Here is a 26,652-nt window from a genome sequence, read left to right on the forward strand (position 1 = left end):
GTTTTTTAGCTTTTTGATGATTCTTGTCAATTCGAGTGATTTTAATGATTAAAAGGAATTAAAATTGTATCAAGAATTTGAATTATTTTGATTAATTGAATATAAAAAAATCTCAAACATCTTTTTTTAAAGAAAAACACCTCTCAAACTGATCTATTTTTTTATCATATTGATAATAAAGCACCACAACTATTAACATTTTATCATCAATAAACTCATAAGTAATTATTAAATTTGTAATAATTCAATATAAAATTAATAATTAGGTTGCGTGTTTTTAAGAACACCTTTCTAAAACTCTCTAAAAAACTGAAATATGAGCAAAATTGCAAAAATTATGTACACAAAAACGGACGAAGCTCCTGCATTGGCTACTCGCTCGTTTTTACCTATTGTAAAAGCTTTTACAAAATCATCTAACATAGAAATAGAAACAAAAGACATCTCGCTTTCAGCACGTATTCTTGCTAACTTTTCTGATTTCTTAACACCAGCACAACAAGTTGAAGATGCCTTAACTTTTTTAGGAGATTTAGCCAAAAAACCAGAAGCAAATATTATTAAATTACCAAATATTTCTGCCTCTGTTCCTCAATTAAAAGAAGCAATTAAAGAATTGCAAACATTAGGATATGCGTTGCCAAATTTTCCTGAAGAAGCAACCACCGAAGAAGAAAAAACAATTCTAGCACGTTACAATAAAATTAAAGGTTCAGCTGTAAACCCAGTTTTACGTGAAGGAAACTCCGACCGTAGAGCTCCGAAAGCAGTAAAAAATTATGCCCGTAAAAATCCGCACTCAATGGGTGCTTGGAGTAGCGATTCTAAAACTCATGTAGCGACCATGAATGCTGGAGATTTTGCACATACTGAAAAATCAGTAACGGTAAAAGACGCTACCGATGTAAAAATTGTACATACAAGTAATAACGGAACAATAACCGTATTAAAAGAAAAAACAGCCTTGTTAGCAGGCGAAATTATTGACGGTTCTTTAATGAGTAAAAAAGCATTAATCGCATTTTTATCAGAACAAATTAACGATACCAAAAACAAAAAATTATTACTTTCACTACACATGAAAGCAACCATGATGAAAGTATCTGACCCAATTATTTTTGGGCATGCCGTTCGTGTTTTCTTTAAAGATTTATTCGAAAAATATAACGAAACCTTTAAAGAAATTGGCGTTGATGTAAATAACGGATTCGGAAATTTATTAAGCAATTTAGAAGAAGTATCCGCAGAAAAAAAAGCAGCGATTTTAGCAGATATTCAAACTATTTACGATGCAAATCCTGACCTTGCTATGGTAAATTCTGATAAAGGAATTACCAATTTACACGTGCCTTCAGATGTAATTATTGATGCTTCCATGCCTGCAATGATTCGTACTTCTGGACAAATGTGGAACAAACAAGGAAAATTACAAGACACAAAAGCCGTAATTCCTGATAGCTCATACGCTGGATTATATCAAGAAACAATCGATTTCTGTAAAAAGAATGGCGCTTTCGATCCAACAACAATGGGAACTGTTCCTAATGTTGGTTTGATGGCACAAAAAGCTGAAGAATATGGTTCGCACGATAAAACTTTTGAAATTTCAGAAAATGGAAAAGTTACCGTAATCGATTCAAATGGAACTGTCCTGATATCACACGAAGTGGAAAAAGGCGATATTTGGAGAATGTGTCAAACAAAAGATGCACCTGTTCAAGATTGGGTGAAATTAGCCGTTACTCGTGCTAGAGCATCTCAAACTCCTGCTATCTTCTGGTTAGGAAAAGAAAGAGCGCATGATACTGAAATCATCAAAAAAGTAGAGAAATATCTACAAAATCATGATACTGAAGGTTTAGATATTCAAATTTTATCGCAAATTGAAGCCACTAAATATACCCTAGAAAGAGTAAAAGAAGGAAAAGATACCATCTCTGTTACTGGAAACGTATTACGTGATTATTTAACCGATTTATTCCCGATTTTAGAATTAGGAACTTCCGCTAAAATGTTATCTATCGTACCATTAATGAATGGTGGTGGATTGTTCGAAACAGGTGCTGGTGGTTCTGCTCCAAAACACGTGCAACAACTAGTAGAGGAAAATCATTTACGTTGGGATTCTTTAGGAGAATTTTTAGCATTAGCCGTTTCTTTAGAACATTTAGGAACAAGTACAAATAATCCGAAAGCAAACGTTTTAGCCGAAACACTAGACGATGCAACCGATAAATTATTAGATACTAAAAAAGGACCTTCAAGAAAAACTGGAGAACTTGATAACAGAGGTTCGCATTTTTATTTAGCAATGTATTGGGCAGAAGCATTAGCAAATCAAAATAAAGAAACAACCTTAAAAACTCAATTTACACCGATTGCTGAAAAATTAGCGAAAAATGAAGCCGTAATTGTAAATGAATTAAATAAAGTGCAAGGAAAAGCAGTCAATATCGGCGGTTATTATAAACCAAATGATACCTTAACAGACAATGTTATGAAACCTAGTGAAACTTTAAATACAATTTTACAAAGTATCTAAAATATTTGTAAATAAAAATAATCTATTGAAAAGTAGCTGTTCATTCAGCTACTTTTTTTGGTTTGATAATTTTGATAATAATGGGCGAACACATAGGTTCACCCCTACATTTAGAATGTATCAATTTATAAAAACGTGATAAAATATCAATTAAAAATTTATAATTCCTAAATTTGAAATATGAAATTTATAAAAACAACCGAACAAACATCAAAATATAATGATTTAGAAAAAATGAGCGTTTCTGAATTATTATCAAACATCAATAAAGAAGATAAAACAATACCAAATGCCGTAGAAAAAGCATTGCCACAAATTGAAAAATTAACAGCAATTATCGTTCAAAAACTTAAAAAAAATGGACGTTTATTCTATATCGGGGCTGGAACTAGCGGACGCTTAGGGATTTTAGACGCAAGCGAATGCCCTCCTACTTTTGGCGTTTCCCCCGAATTAGTTACAGGAATTATCGCTGGTGGAGATAAAGCCATCAGAAATGCCGTGGAAAATGCCGAAGACAACCAAAACCAAGGTTGGATAGATTTACAAAATCAAGAAATTACAGAAAATGATGTCGTTATCGGTATTGCCGCCTCAGGAACAACACCTTACGTTATTTCAGCACTAAAAAAATGCAACGAAAATAAAATAATAACAGGTTGTATCACTTGTAATAAAAATAGTCCGCTCGCTGTAACTGCCCAATTTCCTATTGAAGTTGTTGTTGGTTCAGAATTTGTTACTGGAAGTTCTCGTATGAAAGCTGGTACGGCTCAAAAATTAATCCTAAACATGATTTCAACCGCTACCATGATTCAACTTGGAAAAATAAAAGGAAACAAAATGGTAGATATGCAACTATCTAACGAAAAATTAGTGAAAAGAGCCGAAAAAATGTTAGTTGCTGAATTAAATATCTCACCCGAAAAAGCTACCGAAATATTAAAAAAATACGGAAACGTTCGAAATGCTATCAATAATTATACTATCAAAAATAAAAACGAATAACATTTAGAACCTATTTAAAAATTAAATAAACGGTCAGTTCGAGTGATTTTTTTCCTTTAAAAAAATTGTATCGAGAACTTTTTAACATATAAATCAACATAAAATAACTCAAATTCTCGATACAATTTTAATTCCTTTTAGTCATTAAAATCACTCGAATTGACAAGAATCATCAAAAAAAGGAATAACTACGGCAAATCAGGATGAGAAACTGAAATAAATTCAGTTTGACGCATTTTTATTTTTAAAACAAGGGGTTTTAACCCCTTGCCATGCTATTTTGACGTTACAAAAAAAATTGAATAAAAATATAAAACAAAAAATGACCAAAAAAACAACCAACAAAAACGTATTAAAACGGTTTTTTATCTTATTAGGATTACTATCCGTATCGCCAATTGTAATTACTATCGGGTTTAAAGCTCTTAAAATATATACCGAAAATCCTGAAAAATATATCGCCTATTTTTTAGTAGCACTTGGCGTATTTTTAATCCTGTTTAGTGTATATTATGGTTTTAAAACTATCAAAACTTTTTTAGATGCCCTTTTTGATGCCGAAAAATAATTTTTTTTTCGTGAAATTATCTCAATTCAAATACCGCTAAAATCAATTTATAAAATAACAATTAACGAATCCTGAAAATAAATAAGAATAATTATTTTTATCATAACAATTAAGCAATTTTTTAACTTTTTTAAGAAAAATCATCTAGTTTTTATATCAAAAAAACAAAAACAAATAAGCATTTTAAAATTCATTATCATATCATGATAAAAGCTTTTAACCTTATTTTATAGCGTTTTAGCGTCTAAAAAAAAATAAAACTATTACTAAATAATTAATTGTACGGTATAATTATATTAAATTTTTAAACTACTCGAAAATCGTTATAAAAAAAAATAGGAAACAACAATTTATCAAAATATAACAACAAAAAACATCGTTATATCTCGTTAGTTGTTTTATATATAAACACTTAACATCGTTATATTAAAAATAGTTTTATCATAAAATATATTTAAAAATAGTTTCATTTTACTTAAATAAAGGTTAATATTGTAAAAAATTTACACAAAAGTATGAGGTTTAAAATTTCTTTAATATTCGTTTTACTAACAAATATAACCCTTTTTGCGCAAGTGAAAATTGGCGAGAATCCTTCGACTATTAATTCGAACTCTGTTTTAGAGCTTGAAAGCCCTGATAAAGTTTTAGTGATTACGAAAATGGATACGGCTCAAATGAATGCCATACAACCTTTACAGGGGGCATTAGTTTATAACACTACTGAAAATTGTGTATTTTCATATAACGGAACTACTTGGAGAAGTTTATGTGATTCTGCGAGTTTTATCACAGATAGTGTACAACCTATAAATAATAATATTGGTGATTTTTGGAATGACAGCTCAAACGGAAATACCGTTAATATTTGGAACGGTTTAAACTGGATTTCATTAAATAGTAAAATAAAGACAGGAACAGGAATACCAACCAATATAACTGCTCCAAATCCGATTGCGGGAGATGTATATATTGATCTTGCTACTGCAAAAACGTACACCTATAACACAGCAACTTCAAGTTGGGTTACACAAACATCAACAAATACAGGAGCTTCCGTAAAAGTTACAACAGCAAACACCGCTCCTACAACTAATAATAAAGGAGATTTTTGGATTAATGATACGGCAGGTTTAAACAATCCAACAAGTATTTATGACGGTGCAACTTGGGTTTTATTAAATTCAACAAATACAACAACAGGAACAACTCCTCCTACAAATCCTAATAATGGAGATTTTTGGATTGACAATACAAATCCATCAGATAATAAAACAAATATCTGGGACGGTTCAAATTGGGTTTTATTAAATTCAACATCAACAAATACAGGAAATTCTATAAAAGTAACTCCACTAGCTGATAATCCTCCTGCAACAGATAATAATTTAGGAGATTTTTGGATTAATACAACGAACAACCAAACAAGTATTTTTGACGGTACAAGTTGGATTTTATTAAATTCAACATCAACAAATACTCAAAATCCTGTAAAAGTTATAAATAATACAACTGCTCCTGCAAATCCTAATAATGGAGATTTTTGGGTTAATCCAACAACCAACGAAACAAAAATTTGGGACGGTACAACTTCAACTTGGGTTTTATTAAATGGAAATCCGAAGAAAGGAACTGGAATACCTACCGATACAACTGCTCCAAATTCAGTGGCTGGTGATATTTATGTAGATATCGCAACAGGAACAATTTATGCTTATACGGGAACAGCTTGGATAACACAAACAAATACTCAAAATCCTGTAATAGCAAGTAATGGTTTAACTATTGATGATACTACTGACCCTACAAAAAATAACATACAATTAGGTGGAGAATTATCTGATAATACGATTATTGATACAAACGGAAAAACCTTTGCTATTAAAAATTTACAAACTGGAGATATTACAAATGATGATATTGTTACTATTGATAGAACAACAGGAGAATTAAAGAAAGTAACCTTAAATACAGTTCTTAAACAAGAAGTAACTAAATTAACAGCAACGACACTAAATCAAGATACTTTTACTAAACCAGATTTCGGAAATAATATAACCGTATATAGAAATGGCGTTCGTGTAGATTTTACACTAGAAAATAACGATACAGAAATTAAATTAGAGCCTAACGCAAAATGCTACGCAGGCGACCAAATAAGAATAGTTCAATTTTATTAAATAAAAAACCCCAAAATTAATTTTAAAATCAAAAATGATGAGAAAAACAAATTCTTTTAAATTAGCCGTAGTTGCTGTCGGAATGTTAGCAATCGGAACTGTAAGCGCACAAACAACTACTGCTACTGATTTAGTAAAACAAGCAGAAGCTGTAAAATCTGTAGATAACAAAGGTACAATTAATCATGTACAAGCTCTTAATGGTCTTACTCAAAGTACAAATGCTGATAATGTAACTACTTTTCAATTAGGTGGAACTTTAGTAGCTCCTACAACTATTACTACTGATGCAACTAATTACTTCGCTATTCAAGGAGTTGAAAGAGTTGAAATTAGTGGTGCTAACGCAGAAGTTCCTGCTACCGTAGCAACACTTGGTACTGGTGGGATTTCTTTAATGGTTAGAGATGAAGCTACAGGAGAAGTTAAAAAATTATTAGCTGAAGATGCTGCTAAATTCTTAAGTCTTTTTAATCGTGCTATTAGAGAAGAAGGTACTCCTACTACTCCTGGTACGTTTGCTGTTGCTGGTTTACCTCTAATGAATCCTGCTTCTGCAAATGCTATAGAAGCAGCTGAAGCAGAAAGTAATATAGCTAAATTATTTGTGTATAGAAACGGTGTTAAGCTAAATTATGGTACTGACTTTACTGTTCCTACTGCTGATGAAATTACTTTTACTTTAGCTAGTGCAGTTACTGATATTATTGAAGTACAATTTACAAACTAATATTACTGCATAAAAGCATTACAACTTAATTGAATTATTACTTATAACTTTTGGCATTGGTTCTTATTTAGAGCCAATGCTTAAAAGTTATAAATTACAAAAATAGTTGCTTACTTTCCCATCTAAACTATTTATAATACCCCAAATTACCGTTATCCTCCCCCTGACTAAAAACACAAATCTACTCTGATTTGGTGTTTTATATTATCATATAATTTAATATAGTAAGGACATGATAGACTACAAAAGAAATACCATTATATTAATTTTTGCCTTAATTTTTATCTCATTAAAAATAACAGCACAAAGAACTAGTGTTGTTGATAATAAAGGAACTATTAAAAATGTAAACACAAGTGTTAGTAGCGGTACATACGCTCCTGCAAATCCTTTAGAAGGTGATATTTGGTTTGAAAGCAATCCGACTAATAATAAAGTTAAAATTTATGATGCTGATGAACCAACACCAGCCAATAGATGGAAAAGTATTTCTAATCAAAATATATACACTGAAAATGGAACTTTAACGGGTATTAGAGACTTAAATGGAGCTGGTAATAGTTTATTCTATTTTAATTTAGGTTCATTTCAAGTTTATGATACAAATGAGATTCAATTAAGATGTGAAACTTATTTTCAAATAGAAGGAAAATCAGGAATCTACCTTTATAATACCACTACAATACATGAAGACCTTTCTCTTAAAAAACGTTTTATAGATGCTAGTAATAAAGCTGGTACGAGTGGTCAAATATTATCATCAACAGGAACAGGTACAAAATGGACATCTAATAATACGCATCCGATAGAAAATACTACTAATAATTTTATATTAGATGAAACTCATCATACAATTATTTTAGACAATACCACACCAATAACCATTACAATTCCTGATGCTTCTACGGCAAAAGGACGGATATATATCATAAAAACCAATACGCTCGGTACAGCGACATTATCAAGAGATTATATACCAACGGATAGAATTCCTTTAACAATACTTGCAAATTCATTAACATATCATCTACAATCGGACGGAACTAATTGGCAACAAATAAATTAAAATAATTATATTTTTTATTATTATCCATAATTAAATTATATTTACGCGATTTAAATATAACTCCCTATACGCTATTTTTTAAAAAAATAATCGTATATTATGTTCTCTAATAGTAAAAAAGATGAAAAATTATAAAAACTACTTATTTATCTTAGTATTTATTTTTATTTCGATAAAAATAAATGCACAAGAATTTAATGTTGTTGATAATAAAGGAACTATAAATTCGGTATTTAAAAATAAAGTAACAACTTCTCCGACCGCAAGTCCTCCTGCTTCAAAAATAGAGGGCGATGTTTGGTTTGATACGACTGCTAGTGAAATTAAAATTTATGATGGTAGTATTTGGAAAAAAATAACGAATATAAATACACTTTCCGACAATATATATACCACCGATGGCACTTTAACTTCGGATAGAGCTATTTTAGGAGATGGGAAAAGTATCATGTTTGATGGTCTTAATAGGTTTGATATTATTGATAATCAATATATTAGCCTTCATTCTCTTGGAGGTATTTTACTTCAAACAACGGATTCTTATGCAATTACTCTTGATGCTAATACATCGGTAGAAAAAAACCTTTATTTAAAATCAGGTCTTCTAGATACTAATTATAATTTAGGAACAACAGGACAAGTTTTATCATCAACAGGAACGGCTACTGAATGGATTGATAATACAGCATCAGTATATACAGGCTCTTTTATTATAGATGCTCCAACAACTACTACTACAGATATAAATTTTGATAAAATAATAACAGGATTGCCTTTTAAACCATCTCAAATAACTTTTGTTGCACATGCAAATATTGAAAGTTTTGACACTGATAGTAAAAATAGCGATAGAAGAAACTCAAATACTTTACAAAATTCTTTCGGTACAATGAATGGTTTTGCTAGATATGACAAAACTCCAGCAACGACTACACAATCTGTTATATTTGTAGGAGGAAGTGGTAATTCTATTAATGATATTTCAAGACTTTCATCAAATAGTAATTGTATCGGTTTAAGATACGGAGATAAAGATGCTATAGATTTAGGTAAAATTATGGGGAATTTAACATCTTTTAATAATGATGGTTTTACTATAAATGTAAAATATACTTTAGGAACTTCAGGAAATACCACTAATAAACAGCTTATTTTTAAAGAAAGTCTAATCGTTTTATACACTGCTTACAAATAAAAAACCAGCTTTTTATAAAATTGATATTGCAAATAACAGGTCAAATTACTAAAAAAAACCTTTAAATAAAAACCTAATATATTAAGAACTAATCGACAATAAATAAATTAATAATATATTTATATAATTATGTTTTTTTCAATTATATTTACCCAAAATATATGAAAAATTACACGCTTTGCTATAGGTGTGTTTTCTTGTTAAGAAAAAAAAAAATGATAAATTATAAAAATCGCTTATTTACCTTAATTGTTCCTTTTATTTTCCTTTCAATAAAAGTAAATGCACAAGAATTTAATGTTGTTGATAATAAAGGAACTATAAATTCGATATTTAAAAATAAAGTAACTACTGGCTCAAGTCCTCACCTTAATCCAATAGAGGGCGATGTTTGGTTTAACGATACTGATGGTAAAATTACCATATGGGACGGTACTAATTGGAAAAAACTTTCTGATAGTAATAATATTACTACAAACATTTACAATGCAAATGGTAGTTTAACAAACCATCGAGTTTTAACAGGGAGTACAGGAACTGGCGGGAGATATGACTTATCTTTTAACGATATTGGAAACTTTACTGTAAACACTACTGTAACGGAAATACTTAGTTCTGGAGAAACTAAGATTGGTTCTAGTGGAGCAAATACCACAATTAAAGCAAATAATACTATAGTACTAAATACTAATACAAGTGTTGCTAAAAACCTTACTGTAGATGAAAATTTTCAAGTAAAAAAACAATTTATAGATGCTGGTAATAATGCAGGAACAGCAGGTCAAATTTTAGCATCAACAAGTACAGGTACTAGTTGGATTGATAACACTAAAAATAAAGTAACAACAATTGCTACCGCACCTCCTTCTCCAGTAGAAGGCGATGTTTGGTTTGACACAACGGCTAGTGAAATTAAAATTTACGATGCTGATGAACCAATAATTGCAAATCGTTGGAAAAAATTAGCTGATAGTAATAACCTTACTGAAAATATTTATACTGCCAACGGAACGTTAACGGCTAATCGATTATTAACAGGTAACAGCAATTCATTTCGTTTTACAGATTTAAGTGATTTCTATATAGACGGTACAAATTATATCGCACTACAATCTACAGGTTTTTTAGATTTAAGAGCTACTAATGGTATTAATGTCGTTGACCATGCACGGTTCGTAGAAAACATTACTGTAGATAAGGGTTATAAAGATAGTACTGGAAGTTTTGGTGGCGATGGTCAAATTTTAGCATCAACAAGTACAGCAACTAAATGGATAGACAATGATGCTGCACATACAGGAACAACAGGTTCTATATTTTTTGCAGGAGCAGTTGGAAAACCAACAGAAAATAATACTCAGTTAAGCTGGGATGATATAAATAAGAAGCTTTATGTAGGAAACCCTTTTAACATTTCGGATACTAATAAATTAACAGTAAACGGAACAGCAAGGGCTATACGTTTTAGGAGTTCTAATGGTACTGTGGGTAATCCTGCCTTTAAATTTTCAGATGATAACAATACAGGAATGTATCGTATTGGAGAAGATAATTTAGGTTTTTCAACCAATGGTACAAATGCTTTAGCAATAGATGCGACACAGAATATTAGTATTCCGAAGAACTTATCTGTAACAGGTACTTATGCTGATACAAATGGTGATGCTGGAACAACAGGACAAATTTTATCATCAACAGCAACGGGAACAGATTGGATTGATAATCCTGCATTAAATAATTGGTTAACCACAGGAAACTCAGGAACAACAACGATTAATTTTTTAGGAACTACCGATGATAAAAAAATGCAAATACGCTCAAATAATATTCCTTTATTGGAGTTTGGTCGTAGGCAAACCCTAGGATTAACACAAAGTTATCCTGATTATACTGATGATAATCAATCAGTAGTACATATTAGAGGAAATAATGGAGTTTCAGCACTACAATTTGAATCAAGTGGTGCTAATTTTTATAAACCGATATTCTTTACTACATCAAATGGAAGTTTTAGATTGAAGGGAGCTTCTGGTAAAACTGATTTTTTCGAAATTGGTTCTGCTGGCCCAGATAATCAAGGTCGTTTAGAATTTGTTATTGGTGATGATGGTGATGAGCCAATCGTTTTTAAAAGATATGATTACAGAGGAGCTCAATTTCACCGAGAGTTATTTCGTGTTCAAGGTAGTAATGATACACAAAATGCTAAAACAAGATTTGGTATTAATTTAAATCAACAAGAAGTACCCATTTCTAGTAATTTAAATGCTAATTATAATGATGCTTCTTTTAAAAGGGCAAATTCGACCTTTCAAGTAGTAGGTTCTGTTTCAAAATCGATAACAAGTACAAATACTAATTTTACTTTAACAGAAGACAACTATACTTTGATTTTAAAAAATAATACAGCTACAAATATAACAATTACAATTCCTGATGCTTCAACGGTAGAGGGAAGAATATATATTATTAAAACAAGTGCTTCAGGATTTGCTACATTATCTAGAAATTATGTAAGTAGTAATAGCACCACGACTCTTGGACTTACAAATGCCACAGTATATCATTTACAATCTGATGGAACAACTTGGCAACAAATAAACTAATTTTCACATACATATAATACTATGAGAAACCTACTTTTTATCATTTTATCCACTACGATTACATTTGCTCAAACAGCTTTTTATAATGATGCTAGCGGAAATATTCAATTGCATGATAACGCTAAAATAGGTTTTCATACTGATTTAGAGAATAATGGAACTTTTGATACTTCTAATAACTATAAAGGTTTAGCAGGTTTTTATAACGATACCAAAACATTAACCGTTTCAGGAACTGAAAAAATAACTTTTTATGATGTTGAAATTGATGTTGCAAACGATTTAGAATTACAAAAATCTTTAGCACTTACAAATGAGTTAAGTTTTATAAATGGTAAAGTTATAACGCCTAGAAATAATCTTGATATTTCTTTGGAATTTAATAAGCATAATTTTTATGCAGGAGAAAATGATGAGAATCATATTAATGGTTACGCAACGGTAATTGGGAAAAATGATTTTATATTTCCAATTGGTGATGGCGACCGTTTACGCCCAATGATTTTGCCTATTCAAAATACGGCAACTACTTTTTTAGGAGCTTATTTCTTTGAAGATCCAAACATGCTAAGTACTTTTTCTGGTTCAGCTTTAACAAATGATAAAGAAGATTTTATTGATATTATCAGTAAAAAAGAATTTTGGGATTTAAACGGAGATTCAGCAACAAGCGTAACTTTAACTTGGGATAATTTTAGTGATATTGGTACATTATCTGATGACAGTCAAAAATTAAGAATTGTAGGTTGGAGTATTTTAGAAAATAAATGGAGAGATCTTGGTGCAAAAAATCTTACTGGAGATTTAACAAAAGGAACACTAACTTCGGATGTTTTTATTCCTGATAATTATGAAATTATTACAATTGCTTCAGGTTTTGCTGATTCAAAATCGAATTATGTAAATCTTTTAATATCACCAAATGGCGATACGAAAAACGAAACCTTAGTATTTAAAAACTTAAAGAAATATAATACAAATCGTTTAGAAATATTCAATCGTTGGGGTAATACAATTTACAAAACCGATAATTACAACAATGATTGGAACGGAATATCAACAGGACGCGCTACAGTAATATCAAAAGAAAAACTACCTGCAGGAACGTATTTCTATATTTTAAAATACGGAATCAATAATTTATCGAAAACTCAAAAAGGTTGGGTTTATATTAATCGATAAATATATATTGTAATTCGAGCTTTATAATAAAAAAAGAATAGAACAACAAGAGGTTTAAACGCCTCTTGTTCTCTTTAAAAAAATACATATTACTAACTGAAATAAAATCAGTTTTAGTAATTTTCTAGATTGTGCAATACTGAAATAAATTGTATCACTGATAATCTTTAAAAGTAAATTTAAAAAAGATAAGATGAATTATTACTTCAAAGTATTAGAAAATTATACCACATTTAATGGACGTGCAAGAAGAAAAGAATATTGGATGTTTACTTTATACAATGTTATTATTTCTTTAATATTTGGATTTATTTGTGGTTTTCTAGGTCTTCCGAAATTAGCGAACTTATACTCATTAGCAATATTACTTCCCTCAATAGCAGTTGGAGTTAGAAGAATGCATGATGTAGGTAAAAGCGGTTGGTTTTTACTGATTCCAATTTACAATTTCATCCTTGCAGTAACAGAGGGAGAAAAAGGTGAGAATAAATATGGAATAGACCCAAAAACAGCATAAATAATTTTACTGATTATATTTAAACAAAAAAATCCTCATCAAATGATGAGGATTTTTTATTTATATGTGTAAATAGATAGCTTATTTTGCTACATTTACGGCTCTAGTTTCACGGATTACGGTCACTTTTACTTGTCCTGGATACGTCATATCATTTTGTATTTTTTGTGAAATATTAAATGATAATTCAGCTGCTTTTGCATCGTTAACCTTTGCGCTTTCAACCATAACTCTTAATTCACGACCTGCTTGAATAGCGTATGCTTTTTGAACTCCTGTAAATCCAAAAGCAATGTCTTCTAAGTCTTTTAAACGTTGAATATATGAATCTAATACTTGACGACGAGCACCTGGTCTAGCTCCTGAAATAGCATCACAAACCTGTACAATTGGCGATAATAAACTCTTCATTTCTATTTCATCGTGATGTGCTCCAATAGCATTACAAACATCTGGTTTTTCACCATATTTCTCTGCCCATTGCATTCCTAATAAAGCGTGTGGTAATTCACTTTCTGTTTCTGGAACTTTACCGATATCATGTAACAAACCAGCACGTTTGGCTGCCTTTGCATTTAAGCCCATTTCTGCGGCCATAATACCACAAAGATTTGCTACCTCGCGAGAGTGTTGCAATAGGTTTTGACCATAAGACGAACGATACTTCATACGTCCAACAATTTTTATTAATTCAGGATGTAAACCATGAATTCCTAAATCGATAACGGTACGTTTACCAACTTCTATAATTTCTTGACTAATTTGTTTCTCTGTTTTTTTAACAACTTCTTCGATTCTTGCTGGATGGATTCGTCCATCGGTTACTAATTTATGCATTGATAAACGAGCAATTTCTCTACGAATAGGGTCAAAACAAGATAAAATAATTGCTTCAGGCGTATCATCAACAATAATTTCAACACCAGTTGCAGCTTCTAAAGCACGAATATTACGTCCTTCACGCCCAATAATTCGTCCTTTAACATCATCTGATTCTAAATTAAAAACAGACACACAATTCTCTACAGCTTGCTCTACTCCTACTCTTTGAATGGTATTTAAAACAATTTTACGAGCTTCTTGTTGTGCTGTCATTTTAGATTCTTCAATGGCAGTTTGTACAAATGACATGGCATCAGCCTTTGCTTCATCTTTTAAAGATGCTACTAATTCTGTTTTCGCATCTTCTGCCGATAAGCCTGAAATTTGTTCTAGTATATCCACATGATGTTTATGTGCTTTTTCTACCTCAGCTTCTTTCTTTTCTAAAATTTCTATTTTATGTTCAAAATCGGCTTCTTTCTTTTCTAAAACTTGAATTTTAGCGTTAAAATCGCTGGCTTTATTTTCTACGGTTTTATTTAATTTCCTATTTTTATCTAATTCTGATGAAATTAAACTTTCTTTATCTCTAGTTCTTTTTTCTACATCAGAGATTTTCTTTTCTCTAGATAAAATAACTTTTTCGTGTTCCGATTTTAATTCAATAAATTTTTCTTTCGCTTGTAATATTTTATCTTTTTTTATTGCATCTGCTTCAATTCTAGCTTCTTTTACAATATTTTTAACTTCTTTTTTTGTTTCTACTATCAGTTTATTCGCTTTAGATTTCTCTAGTATTTTAGCGATAATAAAACCAATTGCTACTCCTATAATTCCTGCTAAAACAGGAAATAAACTTCCATCCATAATTTTAATTTAATTGTATAAAAAAACCTACATTAATAAGGTTTTATAAACTCCGTAAAAACAGGTTTAGGACTAACTGGCTTGTCAAGGATCCGATACTAAAAATCGGCATGCTTTAAAAACCAAGACTCATCCTTTCTAAATAAATAGTGTTGAGTTTAATAAACAATATACTAATGTAGGCAGTAATATTAATTTTTTTATTTTTTAAAGAACGTTATAAATACTTATCTAACAAAGTAGTTAAGTCATTTATTTTATTGGTTACTTCAGTATTTTCTTTAGTATTTTTTAAGGATACTATTTCTAATTTAGATGCGAATTGCAATGCACTCATTGCCAATACATCTTGTTTATCTGATACTGCATAATTTCGCTCAAACTCAACAAGTAAATCATTAATATTTTTTGCAGCGGTTCGCATTCCTTGTTCTTGATTGGTATTATCAACACTTAAAGGATACGTTCTTCCTGCAATTACTACATTAACTTTTATTTTTGTCATGTTAAAGAACTTTTTATGAATTCAGAAGATTAATACAAGTATCAATCTCTCGAATTAAAGTATTTATTTTGAGTTTTGTTTCTCTGGTATTTTCTTTACTGCCTTGTATAGTTTTCGCAATTTTAAGCAATTTATATTGCTCTTGATTAATTTTCAATGCGGTTGTTTTCTCTTCTAACAAAAGGGTTAATTTTGCATTATTTTCATGCAAAATTTCATTTTCATCTTTTAAAAATTCATATTTATGTAGTAAGTTTTTCAACTTATCTTCAAGTAAATGAATTGCTTCTAAAGGGGTACTCATTTATTTTTTGAGAATAAAACTATATCTACAAAGTTATCATTATAGATTTTAAATAGCAACACTTTTTTGTTTTTTTAACAAACACCTGATTATAAACCTTCTAAGTATTTGACTTATTTTTAGTATTTTTGTTTAAAACCTCGGTGATTTGAAATTTTATTTTTCCATTATTTTATGTTTATTTTTTTATGTAGGAAATGCTCAAAAGCAGTATCCTACGGATTATTTTTCTGCTCCATTGAAGATTCCGATTATTTTATCGGGTACTTTTGGCGAACTTAGAAGCAATCATTTTCATTCTGGGATTGATATCAAAACGCAGGGAAAACAAGGGATTCCTATTTATGCTCCTGCAAATGGCTATGTTTCTCGCTTAAAAGTTTCACAATATGGTTTTGGAAAAGCGATTTATTTAAATCATCCAAACGGATACACGACCGTATATGCGCATCTTAAAAAATTTGAAACTGCTATTGAAAAATATATAAAAAGTATTCAATATCGAAAGAAAAATTATCAGACAGGAAATATCTTCACGAAAAAAGATCTTTTTCCTATCAAAAAAGGACAATTAATCGGGTATACGGGTGATACGGGTGGTTCTGGAGGACCTCATTTACATTACGAAATTAGAGATACGGAAACAGAACATATTATCAATCCGTTATTATTTGGCATCAATCCAAGCGATAACAAAGCGCCTACGATTCAAAAAATAATGGCGTATCCGTTAAATGGTCAATCTCGAATTAATAATTCAAGTTTAAAATCGATAATTGCCTTTAAAAAAACAGCTCCGAATACCTATATTAGTGAACGAATTACCGCAAGTGGCGTTATTGGTTTTGGCGTTAGTGTTTTTGATAGATTAAATGATGCCATCAATAAAAATGGAATTTACAGCCTAGAAATGACCGTTAATGGTACACGTATTTATTATCATGATGTAGAAACTTTTTCTTTTGCGGAAACAAAATATATTAATTTATTGATTGATTATCCTCATTATAAAACCTATAAAAATAGGCTTCAAAAAACACATAAAGTATCGGCAAATCGGTTAAATTTATATGAAGATTTAGTAAATAATGGAAAAATAACTATTGAAAATGGTTCAAATTATCAGGTCGAAATTATAGCTAAAGATATTAAAAATAATACGGCAACCATTAAAATACCGATTAAAGGTGTTGCTAGTAATTTGGTTTTCAAACAAAAAGATACGACAAATTTTAAAATTATTGCCAAGGATTTTCAGAAATTTAATCTTAAAAATGTAACGGTTGCTTTTCCTAAAAACACGTTTTATAACGATTGTTTTATTGATTTTTCGGTGGATAATGGCGTGGCAAAAATCCACGATAAAACCATGCCGATAGACAAAAGATATACACTTACTTTTGATACTTCTTTTTTAAGTGATCTTCAAAAACAACAAGTATATATTGCCAATGTTAGCAACCCAAAATACACAAGATACACCCGAACAAAAAAGAAATTAAATAAAGTATATACCTCTACAAAAACTTTAGGGAATTATCAATTATTATACGATACCAAAAAACCAATTATTAAATTGACGAATTTTAAAAACGGACAATGGGTATCGAAAAATAAAACTTTAAAAGTAAAAATTAAAGATTATCAATCGGGGATTAAAGAATATACCGCAACGATTGATGGAGCATGGATTTTAATGGAATACAATCATAAAAGAGGAATACTTACTTATAATTTTAAGGATAATAAACTCGTTGGAAGTAAACATATTTTCAAAATTATTGTCGCCGATAATGTTGGAAATACCCAAACGCTTTCGGCAGTTTTCTATAAGAAATAAAAAGTGATAAAAAATATTCAGAAATTCTCAGAAATCATGAAAAACTTAAAAAACTTTAAAAAACGTTGAAAAAACTACTCTTTTTACTGCTATTTCCTTTGTCTATTTTGTCTGTTTTCGCTCAAAAAACAGCGATTATAAAAGGAAGAATTACCAATACATTCAAAATGCCGATTCAAGGCGTTTCGATTTCTTATTTATCAAAAGGAACAACCACCGATGTTGATGGAAATTATCAATTTACAATTCCGATGCATAAAACCGTAAGCGTTACTTTTAGCCATGTTTCCTACAAAACAAGCACCAAAAAATTCACTTCTCGTGGACGTAAAATATTCAACTACGCTCCTATTCTATCTTTTAAAACCGAAGAATTAGCGGAAATCAGTCTTAAAAATCATCGAAAAGAAGCACAAGGAATTACTAGAATTTCAACCCAAAAAGCAACAAAAATACTCGGTGCAAATCAAGGCGTTGAAAATATTTTGATGACTTTACCAGGCGTTAGCAACAACAATGAATTAAGTACACAGTATAATGTTCGTGGCGGAAATTTTGATGAAAATCTGGTGTATGTAAACGGAATTGAAGTCTATCGTCCTTTTTTAATTCGTTCTGGACAACAGGAAGGTTTGAGTTTTATCAATTCGCAAATGGTACAAAATATTGACTTTTCAGCAGGTGGATTTCAAGCAAAATATGGCGATAAATTAGCGTCAGTTTTGGATATTTCATACCGAAAACCAACCGATTTTAAAGCGAAAATAGCCCTTAGTTTATTAGGCGGAAGTTTTACTTTAGAAGATACTTTTTTAAAAGATAAATTAAGTGCTATCGTAGGAATTAGATACCGAGATAATAGTTTATTTGTCAATAGCAAACAAATTGATGTTGATTTTAAACCGACTTTTGCTGATGTTCAAAGTTTTTTATCCTATGATTTTTCTGATAAAATAACCTTTAATTTTTTAACTAATTTTTCATTAAATACATATCATTACAAACCTTTAACTCGAAAAACACGTTTCGGAACTCTTGATAATCCACAGGAATTAATCGTGTATTATCAAGGACAAGAAAAAGATGAATTTAAAACACTTTTTGGTGCTTTTTCAACCGATTACAAAGTAAATGATGCGTTAAAAATAACAGGAACAATTTCAAGTTTCAATACGCAAGAAGAAGAATATTTTGATATTGCCGCCTTTTATCGCTTAAACGAAACGCCAATAAATTCGGATAACAACTCGAATAATACTATAAAAAACACTGATTTTAACAATATAGATGCCGTTAGTTTTTCTCAAGGAATTGGCTCACAAATAAATCATGCTCGTAACGATTTAGATGCTTTAATCAGTAATATTCAGGTAAAAGCAACGCTTAAAGATGGAAAAAATCAATGGAAAACTGGGGTTAAATTTCAATCAGAAAATATAAAAGACCGCATTAATGAATGGGAAATGATTGACTCCTTAGGCTTTGCGATTCGTCCGCCACATCTTGCTGGAAATAACCAACCTTACCAGCCTTTTACAGCACCGATTGAACCCTTTAACAACGTAAAAGCAACAAATAATATCGATATACAACGCATCACTAGTTTTTTGCAATTCAGTCGAAAAACAACTTTGAAAAAGCAACAAGTTTGGATGAATATCGGAATTAGAACGCATCATTGGAACATAAAAAATACATTAAAAAACAATATAGCATCTTCTAAAAATCAATTAATTATAAGCCCAAGAATACAATTTGCCATCAAACCAAATTGGGATAAAGATATGCTTTTTCGAATCGCTGGAGGATACTATTCACAACCGCCATCGTACAAAGAATTACGAGATTATAACGGAGAAATTCATCCGAAAGTAAAAGCTCAAAAATCAATACATATCGTGGCTGGAAATGAATATAGCTTCAAAATTTGGGAACGTCCGTTCAAATTAACATCAGAATTATATTATAAAAATTTAACCGATGTCAATGCCTATTCCGTGGATAATGTTCGAATTCGATATCGAGCCGACAACAACACAAACGCCTACGCATACGGATTAGATATACGTTTAAATGGTGAATTTGTCCCTGGAAATGATAGTTGGATAAGTTTTGGATATTTGAAAACTCAAGAAAACACCAACAATCAAGGATATATTGCCAGACCAACCGACCAACGCTTAAAATTTGGTGTGTTATTTCAAGATTATGTACCCAATATTCCCGATTTAAAAGCATACTTAAATATGGTCTATAATACGGGCGTTCCTGGTGGTTCACCTTCCTATACCGATGTGTATCAATATCAAAACCGATTGAACGATTATAAACGTGCCGATGTTGGTATCTCTTACGTTTTTACCGATATGTCAAAAAAAATAACGAAAAATAAAACAGGATTATTAACAAACTTTAAAGAATTAACCGCTGGTTTAGAACTCTTTAACCTATTTGATATCCGAAATTCAATAACCAATACTTGGGTGCGTGACGCGTACAGCAAACAACAATACGGAATCCCTAACTATATGACCGGAAGAGTTTTAAATATTAAAATTAATATGGAATTTTAAAAAAAGAAACAAAACTCAATAGAAATAACCTAAACTTAATAAACAGGCTTAGCCCCGATTGAAGCAATTGTTTGAGCTCCTTTTTTTGATTTTTCTTCAAAAAAAGAGCGAGTGCGGAAAGCGGGAAATAGCTCCAAAAAAAAATCATATCTTTTTTGTATATTTTCGTATATTTGAAAAGCTATGAAAAATCAATCAACAGAAAAAATTACTGTTCGTGTTCAAAAAAAATTACACAAAAAAGAAGTACTCCTAATACTCCTATTTCCATATAATGACAACATAATTGAGAAAATTAGAAACCTCAAAAAACTTAGCTGGAGCAAAACTCTAAAAGCATGGGTTTGTCCTTTTTCTAAAGATATTTTGACACTTGTAAAACAAACATTAACCGAAATAGCAATCGTTAAAATAGATACTTCAATTTCTGAAAAAATACAACAACGAGGCGTTAAAACACCTCGAAAACTTACCGAAGAGAATAAACAAATTATCAGAAATTATGTGAAATACTTACGTGGAAAAAGATATAGCCAAAGTACCGTAATGACATACTTTACTTTTATTGCTGATTTTATTAACTTTAGCCAACCAATACCCATTGATAATCTTACCAATAGAAATGTTGAACTATTTATTGAAACCATCTTTGTTCAAAGAAATTATAGTATAAGCTCACAACGTCAGTTTATTAGCGCTCTAAAATTATTTGTAGCCTTTTATCCTGATTGTAATATTAATTCTCTCGTATTAGAAAGACCTAAACGTTCCAAAAAATTGCCAGCAGTACTATCTCAAGAAGAAGTGATTACTTTGTTGAGAGTTACCAAAAACTTAAAACATCGTGCTATTTTAACATTACTATACTCCGCTGGATTACGTATTAGTGAATTAATTAACCTGAAATTAGCACATATTGATATCTCTAGAAGACAATTATTTATACAAAATGGAAAAGGTAGAAAAGATAGATACGTTATTCTAGCAGATAGCTTCTTACCTTTACTTCAAAATTATATTTGTACCTATGTTCCTAAGTACTTTTTTGTTGAAAGCCCTTCCGGAACAAAATATTCCGATAGTAGTATCCGAAAATTTTTACACAATTCCACCAAAATTGCTGGAATTAATAAAAATGTTACCCCACACACTTTAAGACACAGCTACGCAACACACTTACTAGAAAATGGAATCGGATTAAGACATATTCAAGAATTATTAGGACACGCAAAACCCGAAACAACAATGATTTATACACACGTTGCAAAAAAAGATCTCCTAGATATTAAAAGCCCACTAGATACCATTTTATCAAACTTAAAAAAAGAACCAACACTACCTAATAACTTTATAGATTATGGGAAAATTTAATGTAAAACTTATCTTTTATTTTTATATATTAGTACCACTGAATTTTATATAAATGATTCAATTATATAATCATTTTGTAACTTTTAAATCCCGATAAAAAAGAACAAAAGTTCCTTTTATCCAGATAAATTTAATAATAATAGAGAACATTAATCTTTATATAACTAGTTAGTTTTCATTATTCAGAAAAAATGGAAATTTCAAGAATAAATAGAATTATCGAGAATATTTAAATAATTAAAATGAATAAATTATGAATTTATAAACTCGTGAAAAAATGTTGTTTTGCTTGAATCTAAAAAATAAAGTTTAGAATTTTAAAGAAAAAGTTCAGAAAAAAATAAACAAATTGAAAATCTTTAAACTCGTAAAAAATCGCTGTTTTACGTAAATCTAAAAAAGAAAGTTTAGATTTTTAAAGAAAAAGTTTAATAAAAAACTCTGAATTTTAAACTCGTAAAAAAAATGCTGTTTTGCGTAAATCCAAAAAAGAATGTTTAGAATTTTAAAGAAAAAGTTTAATAAAAAAAAAACAAATCCTGAATTTTAAACTCGTGAAAAAATGCTGTTTTACGTGAATCTAAAAAAGAATATTTAGAATTTTAAAGAAAAAATTTAGAAACGCAAAAAAACGTGCTTATCTGAATGTTTCATAACGAAAAACTAACAACGTATATAATTAATTGCTGGTTTTCGCCTACATACGAAAATCCCTTGGGGGATTTTCTATTCCGATTTTTTTTACTAAATTTAGTCCAGAATAACGCAACAAATCATATACAAATCCGTTGCCCGTAATTTGGCACTAGAAACTTAAAGATAATTTTTAAAAAGAAAAAAGTATCTTCGCTTTCTAAAATAAACTATAAAAAATGAAACTTTTAGAAACATTACAGGAAGAAAAATCGAGCAATCTAAAAGGCGGAATTTATCATAAAACACAAATAAGGCTTGCCTACAATACAAACAGAATTGAAGGAAGCAAATTATCTGAAGAACAAACAAGATACATTTACGAGACAAATACACTATTTACCGAAGAAGGAGAAAATACAGCAAATATTGACGATATTATTGAAACTGTTAATCATTTTCATTGTTTTGATTATATGCTAAAAATATCGAAAGAAACTTTATCAGAAAAACACATAAAAGAATTTCATAAACTCCTAAAAATAAATACTTCAGACTCTAAAAAAGAATGGTTTAATGTTGGAGCTTATAAATCAAAACCAAATATTGTTGGAGGAATTGAAACATCTAAACCAAATAAAGTAAAAGAAGATATTGATACATTATTGAAAATTTATAACAAAAAAGAAAATATTGAAATTTTCGATATTATAGACTTTCATTATGAATTTGAGAAAATACACCCATTTCAAGATGGAAATGGAAGAGTTGGAAGACTAATAATATTTAAAGAATGTTTAAAACATAATATCGTCCCATTTATAATTCAAGATGAATTTAAATTTTTCTATTACAGAGGCTTATCTGAATACCCTAAAATAAAAGGTTATTTGACAGACACTTGTTTATCAGCGCAAGATAATTATAAGGAATTAATGAAATATTTCGAAATAGAAAAGTAAAAAACTACGGGCAACAACGTATATAATTTATTGCTAGTACTAGCCTATTTACGAAAATCCTTAGGGATTTTCTATTGCGTTTATAATAACTAAATTTCGTTATTATAAACGCAACAAATCATATACAAACCCGTTAGGCAACATTAAAAACGAACCTCAAAATTATAAATGAGATCACAATTACATTCTTTAGAACTTGTATATCCTCCTATCTCAAATCAAGAAGCGGAATGGCTTAAAAATGATATTGAGGTAATAGAACAAATAAAAAAAAGTAAACTATATTTTATTGCTCAAAAAGACAAAACAGAATTCACATTCAAAGAAAATGTTCAAGATGTAATTCAAGAGAAAAAATCAATTGAATTTTCTCTAAATTCTGTTGACAATTCAATTTCTGGAAGTATTAATATTGAAAATTTATTGACACATCATAATATTCAATTTGAAGATTATGATGATATTGAAATTGAATTAGGTCCTAAGTTAGTAAGGTTATGGTTATTAATCAATAACGAAAAAGAAGTTTTAGATTGGTTTACAACTGAAAAAATATTAAACGATTTCTCTAAATTTAAAAATATTTTCATTTATGGTTTGAAAAATTATCGTGAGTTCACAAAATATGATTTACATTATATAGGAATTTCTAAAAAAGATGATAGTTTTAAAAGGCTAGTTATCAAGCCTCACGACAAAAGACTACGAATTTTATCAAATGAATATCCAAAATCTAAAAACTCAAGAATTACAGATGAAATGTTTTTATTTTTTTTCGATATTGATTCTTTAGAAATAAAGCAATATCTACAAGATACAGATTTTGATGAATTTGGAAAAAATGAATTAGAAGATAGAACAAGAATAATCGTAGATGCTGAAAAAGCATTTGTAAAGGTTCTAAATGCAGAATATAATGAAGTGAAATTTAAACAATATCCAGTTTCTACAGATGGATTATATAAAAGTTCAGTAGAAAGATATTCGTTTTCCTTAAATGAAGATATTGAATTTATGACAAAGGATAACTCAATCTATGGAGAAAGGAATGATATTACAGGTAATTCACAAGCAGACTTCATATCGATAGATAAGGAAAGTAAAGAAGTCAAATTAAATAAGATAAAAAATAACGTTGCCTAACACCGTATAAAATTAATTGCTGGTTTTAGCCAATTTACGAAAGTCCTCGCGGACTTTCTATCTGTGATTTACTTACTAAATTAGGTGCTTAAACACGCAACTAATCTTATACAAACACGTTAGGCACAAGCTGAAAAAAATCGAGAAAATTAATGGCAATTTGGCAATATCAATTAAATATCATTCCAAGAAAATCTATTATTGAAAAATATGGAAATATTCCAACGGAACTATTAATTGACGATGATTCTTGGGAGAAATATTGGGAAAATATAAAAGATATTGAAAACTTACCAGAACCTGAATTTGAAGATGCAAATACTATAAAATGGTGGAATAATATAAATCTTGACATCAAAGAAATTTCTGAACAAATCGACAAATTAGTTTCAAGAGCAAATTGGGGAAAAAATTCTTTGGATTCTATAAATTGGAAAGGAAATTCTAATATTGAAGAGGATAATGATTGTTATATTTCATTTGACCCAAATACTGAATTTATAAACGAATTTCAATTTAGAACAGATTTAAGAAATAGAGAAAAAGCAATTGTTTTTTTAAACGGAATGTTGGAATTGTGTGTAAAAAATGAATTAATGGTTTTTAATACAAAAGGACTTTTATTTGAACCAAAACCAGAATTGATTTATGAAGATTTAAGAAAATCTAACGCAATAGATTTTTTAACAGAACCTGAAAAGTTTCTTGAAAAAATTGCAGAAAAAGAAAATAAAAAGAAACCAAAAAAAGTCAGTTTTTGGTCGAAAATTAAAGCATTTTTGGAATGAAAAGCCTGTGCCTAACACCGTATATAATTTATTGCTGGCTTCTCGCCTACTTACGAAAGTCCTCGCGGACTTTCTTGGTCGGTAATTATTTACTAAGTTAGTTGCTTGAAACACGCAACAAACTATATACAAACACGTTGCAATTTATTGTGAAATTTCAGTAAAAAACAAAGTTTTGAACAATCAATTTTGTCAATTATTTCAATTATTTCAAGAAAAAAATCAAAAGAAAAAGTATCAAATATCAATAAATATTTTTAAAAATACTGATTCCTAAAACTTTGTGAATAAATTTTAAATCAAGAAAAATTAAAACAAAAAAGAAAAAGCACCAAAAATCAACAAAGATTTTAAAAAACTGACTCCTAAAACTTTGTGAATAAATTTTAAATCAAGAAAAATTAAAACAAAAAAGAAAAAGCACGAAAAATCAACAAAGATTTTTAAAAAGCTGATTACGAAACTTTGTAAATAAATTTTAAATTAAGAAAAATTAAAACAAAAAAGAAAAAGCACCAAAAATCAACAAAGATTTTAAAAACTGATTCCTAAAACTTTGTAAATAAATTTTAAATCAAGAAAAATTAAAACAAAAAAGAAAAAGCACCAAAAATCAACAAAGATTTTTAAAAAGCTGATTCTAGAAAATCGAAAAAGGAATTTTAGAGAAAAAATTGAATAATTAAAAACAACAAATAGCAACAACGTATATAATTAATTGCTGGTTCTCGCCTACATACGAAAATCCCTTGGGGGATTTTCTATTCCGATTTTTTTTACTAAATTTAGTCCCGAATCACGCAACAAATCATATACAAATCCGTTACAAGTAATTGGCAAAAATTACGCAACTAGAACCTGATTTCTAAGTAAATACAGAAATTTAAAAATATCGCTAGAAAAATATTACGAATAAAATTTAGAATCTATAAATACTTCAATTTACTCTAAATATGAAAATAAAATTGACCGAATTATTACGTGAAATTTGAATTTATAACGTTTGTAGAATTGAGAAAAATACAGAATAGAAATTGCAAAATTTACGCAAAATCTGAAAATAAAATCGACTGAATTATTATTTAAAATCTGAATTTATAACGTTTGTAGAATTGAGAAAAATACAGAATAGAAATTGCAAAATTTACGTAAAATCTGAAAATAAAATCGACTGAATTATTATTTAAAATCTGAATTTATAACGTTTGTAGAGTTGAGAAAAATACAGAATAGAAATTGCAAAATTTATA

The 26,652-nt window shown here is 29.4% G+C and carries 19 protein-coding genes and 1 other RNA gene; 16 read left to right on the forward strand and 4 right to left on the reverse strand.

What is annotated here, in order from left to right:
• Positions 1-316: 316 nt before the first annotated feature.
• The 10 genes from L0U77_RS07110 to L0U77_RS07155 all read left to right on the forward strand — a co-directional run bounded on the left by L0U77_RS07110 (position 317) and on the right by L0U77_RS07155 (position 13,594).
• Positions 317-2,542 carry an NADP-dependent isocitrate dehydrogenase gene (locus L0U77_RS07110; protein WP_233900940.1) on the forward strand — a complete coding sequence of 742 codons (2,226 nt, stop codon included), beginning with the start codon at positions 317-319 and terminating at the stop codon, positions 2,540-2,542.
• A 180-nt stretch (positions 2,543-2,722) separates the two neighbouring features.
• Positions 2,723-3,550 (forward strand): N-acetylmuramic acid 6-phosphate etherase, encoded by an 828-nt coding sequence (gene murQ, locus L0U77_RS07115; RefSeq protein WP_233900941.1) that lies wholly within the window; start codon positions 2,723-2,725, stop codon positions 3,548-3,550.
• A 322-nt stretch (positions 3,551-3,872) separates the two neighbouring features.
• Positions 3,873-4,118, forward strand: a complete 246-nt coding sequence (locus tag L0U77_RS07120; protein WP_193700325.1) for a DUF6095 family protein — start codon at positions 3,873-3,875, stop codon at positions 4,116-4,118.
• A 515-nt stretch (positions 4,119-4,633) separates the two neighbouring features.
• Complete coding sequence (locus tag L0U77_RS07125) at positions 4,634-6,298, forward strand: hypothetical protein (RefSeq protein WP_233900942.1); 1,665 nt, start codon at positions 4,634-4,636, stop codon at positions 6,296-6,298.
• A gap of 37 nt (positions 6,299-6,335) precedes the next feature.
• On the forward strand, positions 6,336-7,028 hold the full coding sequence (locus tag L0U77_RS07130; protein WP_101917572.1) for a hypothetical protein: 693 nt from the start codon (positions 6,336-6,338) through the stop codon (positions 7,026-7,028).
• 232 nt (positions 7,029-7,260) lie between these two features.
• Complete coding sequence (locus L0U77_RS07135; RefSeq protein WP_193700322.1) at positions 7,261-8,094, forward strand: hypothetical protein; 834 nt, start codon at positions 7,261-7,263, stop codon at positions 8,092-8,094.
• Positions 8,095-8,215: 121 nt separating this feature from the next.
• The gene (locus tag L0U77_RS07140) at positions 8,216-9,289 is read left to right on the forward strand and encodes a hypothetical protein (RefSeq protein ID WP_233900943.1); all 1,074 of its coding nucleotides are present in this window, start codon (positions 8,216-8,218) and stop codon (positions 9,287-9,289) included.
• Positions 9,290-9,504: 215 nt separating this feature from the next.
• Positions 9,505-11,895, forward strand: coding sequence for a hypothetical protein (locus tag L0U77_RS07145; RefSeq protein WP_233900944.1), 2,391 nt, complete (start codon positions 9,505-9,507; stop codon positions 11,893-11,895).
• A gap of 21 nt (positions 11,896-11,916) precedes the next feature.
• Positions 11,917-13,077, forward strand: coding sequence for a T9SS type B sorting domain-containing protein (locus tag L0U77_RS07150; protein ID WP_233897219.1), 1,161 nt, complete (start codon positions 11,917-11,919; stop codon positions 13,075-13,077).
• 193 nt (positions 13,078-13,270) lie between these two features.
• Entirely contained in the window at positions 13,271-13,594 is a 324-nt protein-coding gene (locus L0U77_RS07155; protein ID WP_233900380.1) for a DUF805 domain-containing protein, read from the forward strand.
• Between the two features lie 81 nt (positions 13,595-13,675).
• Here the strand turns inward: L0U77_RS07155 and rny are convergent, their stop codons facing one another.
• From rny to L0U77_RS07175, 4 genes are all read right to left on the reverse strand, one after another.
• A complete protein-coding gene (gene rny, locus L0U77_RS07160) occupies positions 13,676-15,283 on the reverse strand; it encodes a ribonuclease Y (protein ID WP_233900945.1) in 1,608 nt (535 codons plus the stop codon).
• 47 nt (positions 15,284-15,330) lie between these two features.
• Positions 15,331-15,441: non-coding RNA, 6S RNA (gene ssrS / locus L0U77_RS07165), on the reverse strand.
• A 59-nt stretch (positions 15,442-15,500) separates the two neighbouring features.
• Positions 15,501-15,788, reverse strand: coding sequence for a cell division protein ZapA (locus L0U77_RS07170; protein WP_101917583.1), 288 nt, complete (start codon positions 15,786-15,788; stop codon positions 15,501-15,503).
• Between the two features lie 13 nt (positions 15,789-15,801).
• The gene (locus L0U77_RS07175) at positions 15,802-16,092 is read right to left on the reverse strand and encodes a hypothetical protein (RefSeq protein ID WP_233885044.1); all 291 of its coding nucleotides are present in this window, start codon (positions 16,090-16,092) and stop codon (positions 15,802-15,804) included.
• A gap of 148 nt (positions 16,093-16,240) precedes the next feature.
• Here L0U77_RS07175 and L0U77_RS07180 point away from each other — a divergent pair, with 148 nt between their 5' ends.
• The 6 genes from L0U77_RS07180 to L0U77_RS07205 all read left to right on the forward strand — a co-directional run bounded on the left by L0U77_RS07180 (position 16,241) and on the right by L0U77_RS07205 (position 25,402).
• Positions 16,241-17,932, forward strand: a complete 1,692-nt coding sequence (locus L0U77_RS07180) for a M23 family metallopeptidase (RefSeq protein WP_233897217.1) — start codon at positions 16,241-16,243, stop codon at positions 17,930-17,932.
• 65 nt (positions 17,933-17,997) lie between these two features.
• On the forward strand, positions 17,998-20,505 hold the full coding sequence (locus tag L0U77_RS07185; protein ID WP_233900946.1) for a TonB-dependent receptor: 2,508 nt from the start codon (positions 17,998-18,000) through the stop codon (positions 20,503-20,505).
• A gap of 183 nt (positions 20,506-20,688) precedes the next feature.
• Positions 20,689-21,876 carry a tyrosine-type recombinase/integrase gene (locus tag L0U77_RS07190; protein ID WP_233885032.1) on the forward strand — a complete coding sequence of 396 codons (1,188 nt, stop codon included), beginning with the start codon at positions 20,689-20,691 and terminating at the stop codon, positions 21,874-21,876.
• A gap of 872 nt (positions 21,877-22,748) precedes the next feature.
• The gene (locus L0U77_RS07195; protein WP_193709231.1) at positions 22,749-23,471 is read left to right on the forward strand and encodes a Fic family protein; all 723 of its coding nucleotides are present in this window, start codon (positions 22,749-22,751) and stop codon (positions 23,469-23,471) included.
• Between the two features lie 168 nt (positions 23,472-23,639).
• Entirely contained in the window at positions 23,640-24,614 is a 975-nt protein-coding gene (locus L0U77_RS07200) for a hypothetical protein (RefSeq protein WP_233900947.1), read from the forward strand.
• A gap of 152 nt (positions 24,615-24,766) precedes the next feature.
• On the forward strand, positions 24,767-25,402 hold the full coding sequence (locus L0U77_RS07205; protein WP_233900948.1) for a hypothetical protein: 636 nt from the start codon (positions 24,767-24,769) through the stop codon (positions 25,400-25,402).
• The last annotated feature ends 1,250 nt before the right edge of the window (positions 25,403-26,652 follow it).

The organism is Tenacibaculum piscium, from assembly GCF_021390715.1.
GTDB classification, from domain to species: domain Bacteria; phylum Bacteroidota; class Bacteroidia; order Flavobacteriales; family Flavobacteriaceae; genus Polaribacter; species Polaribacter piscius.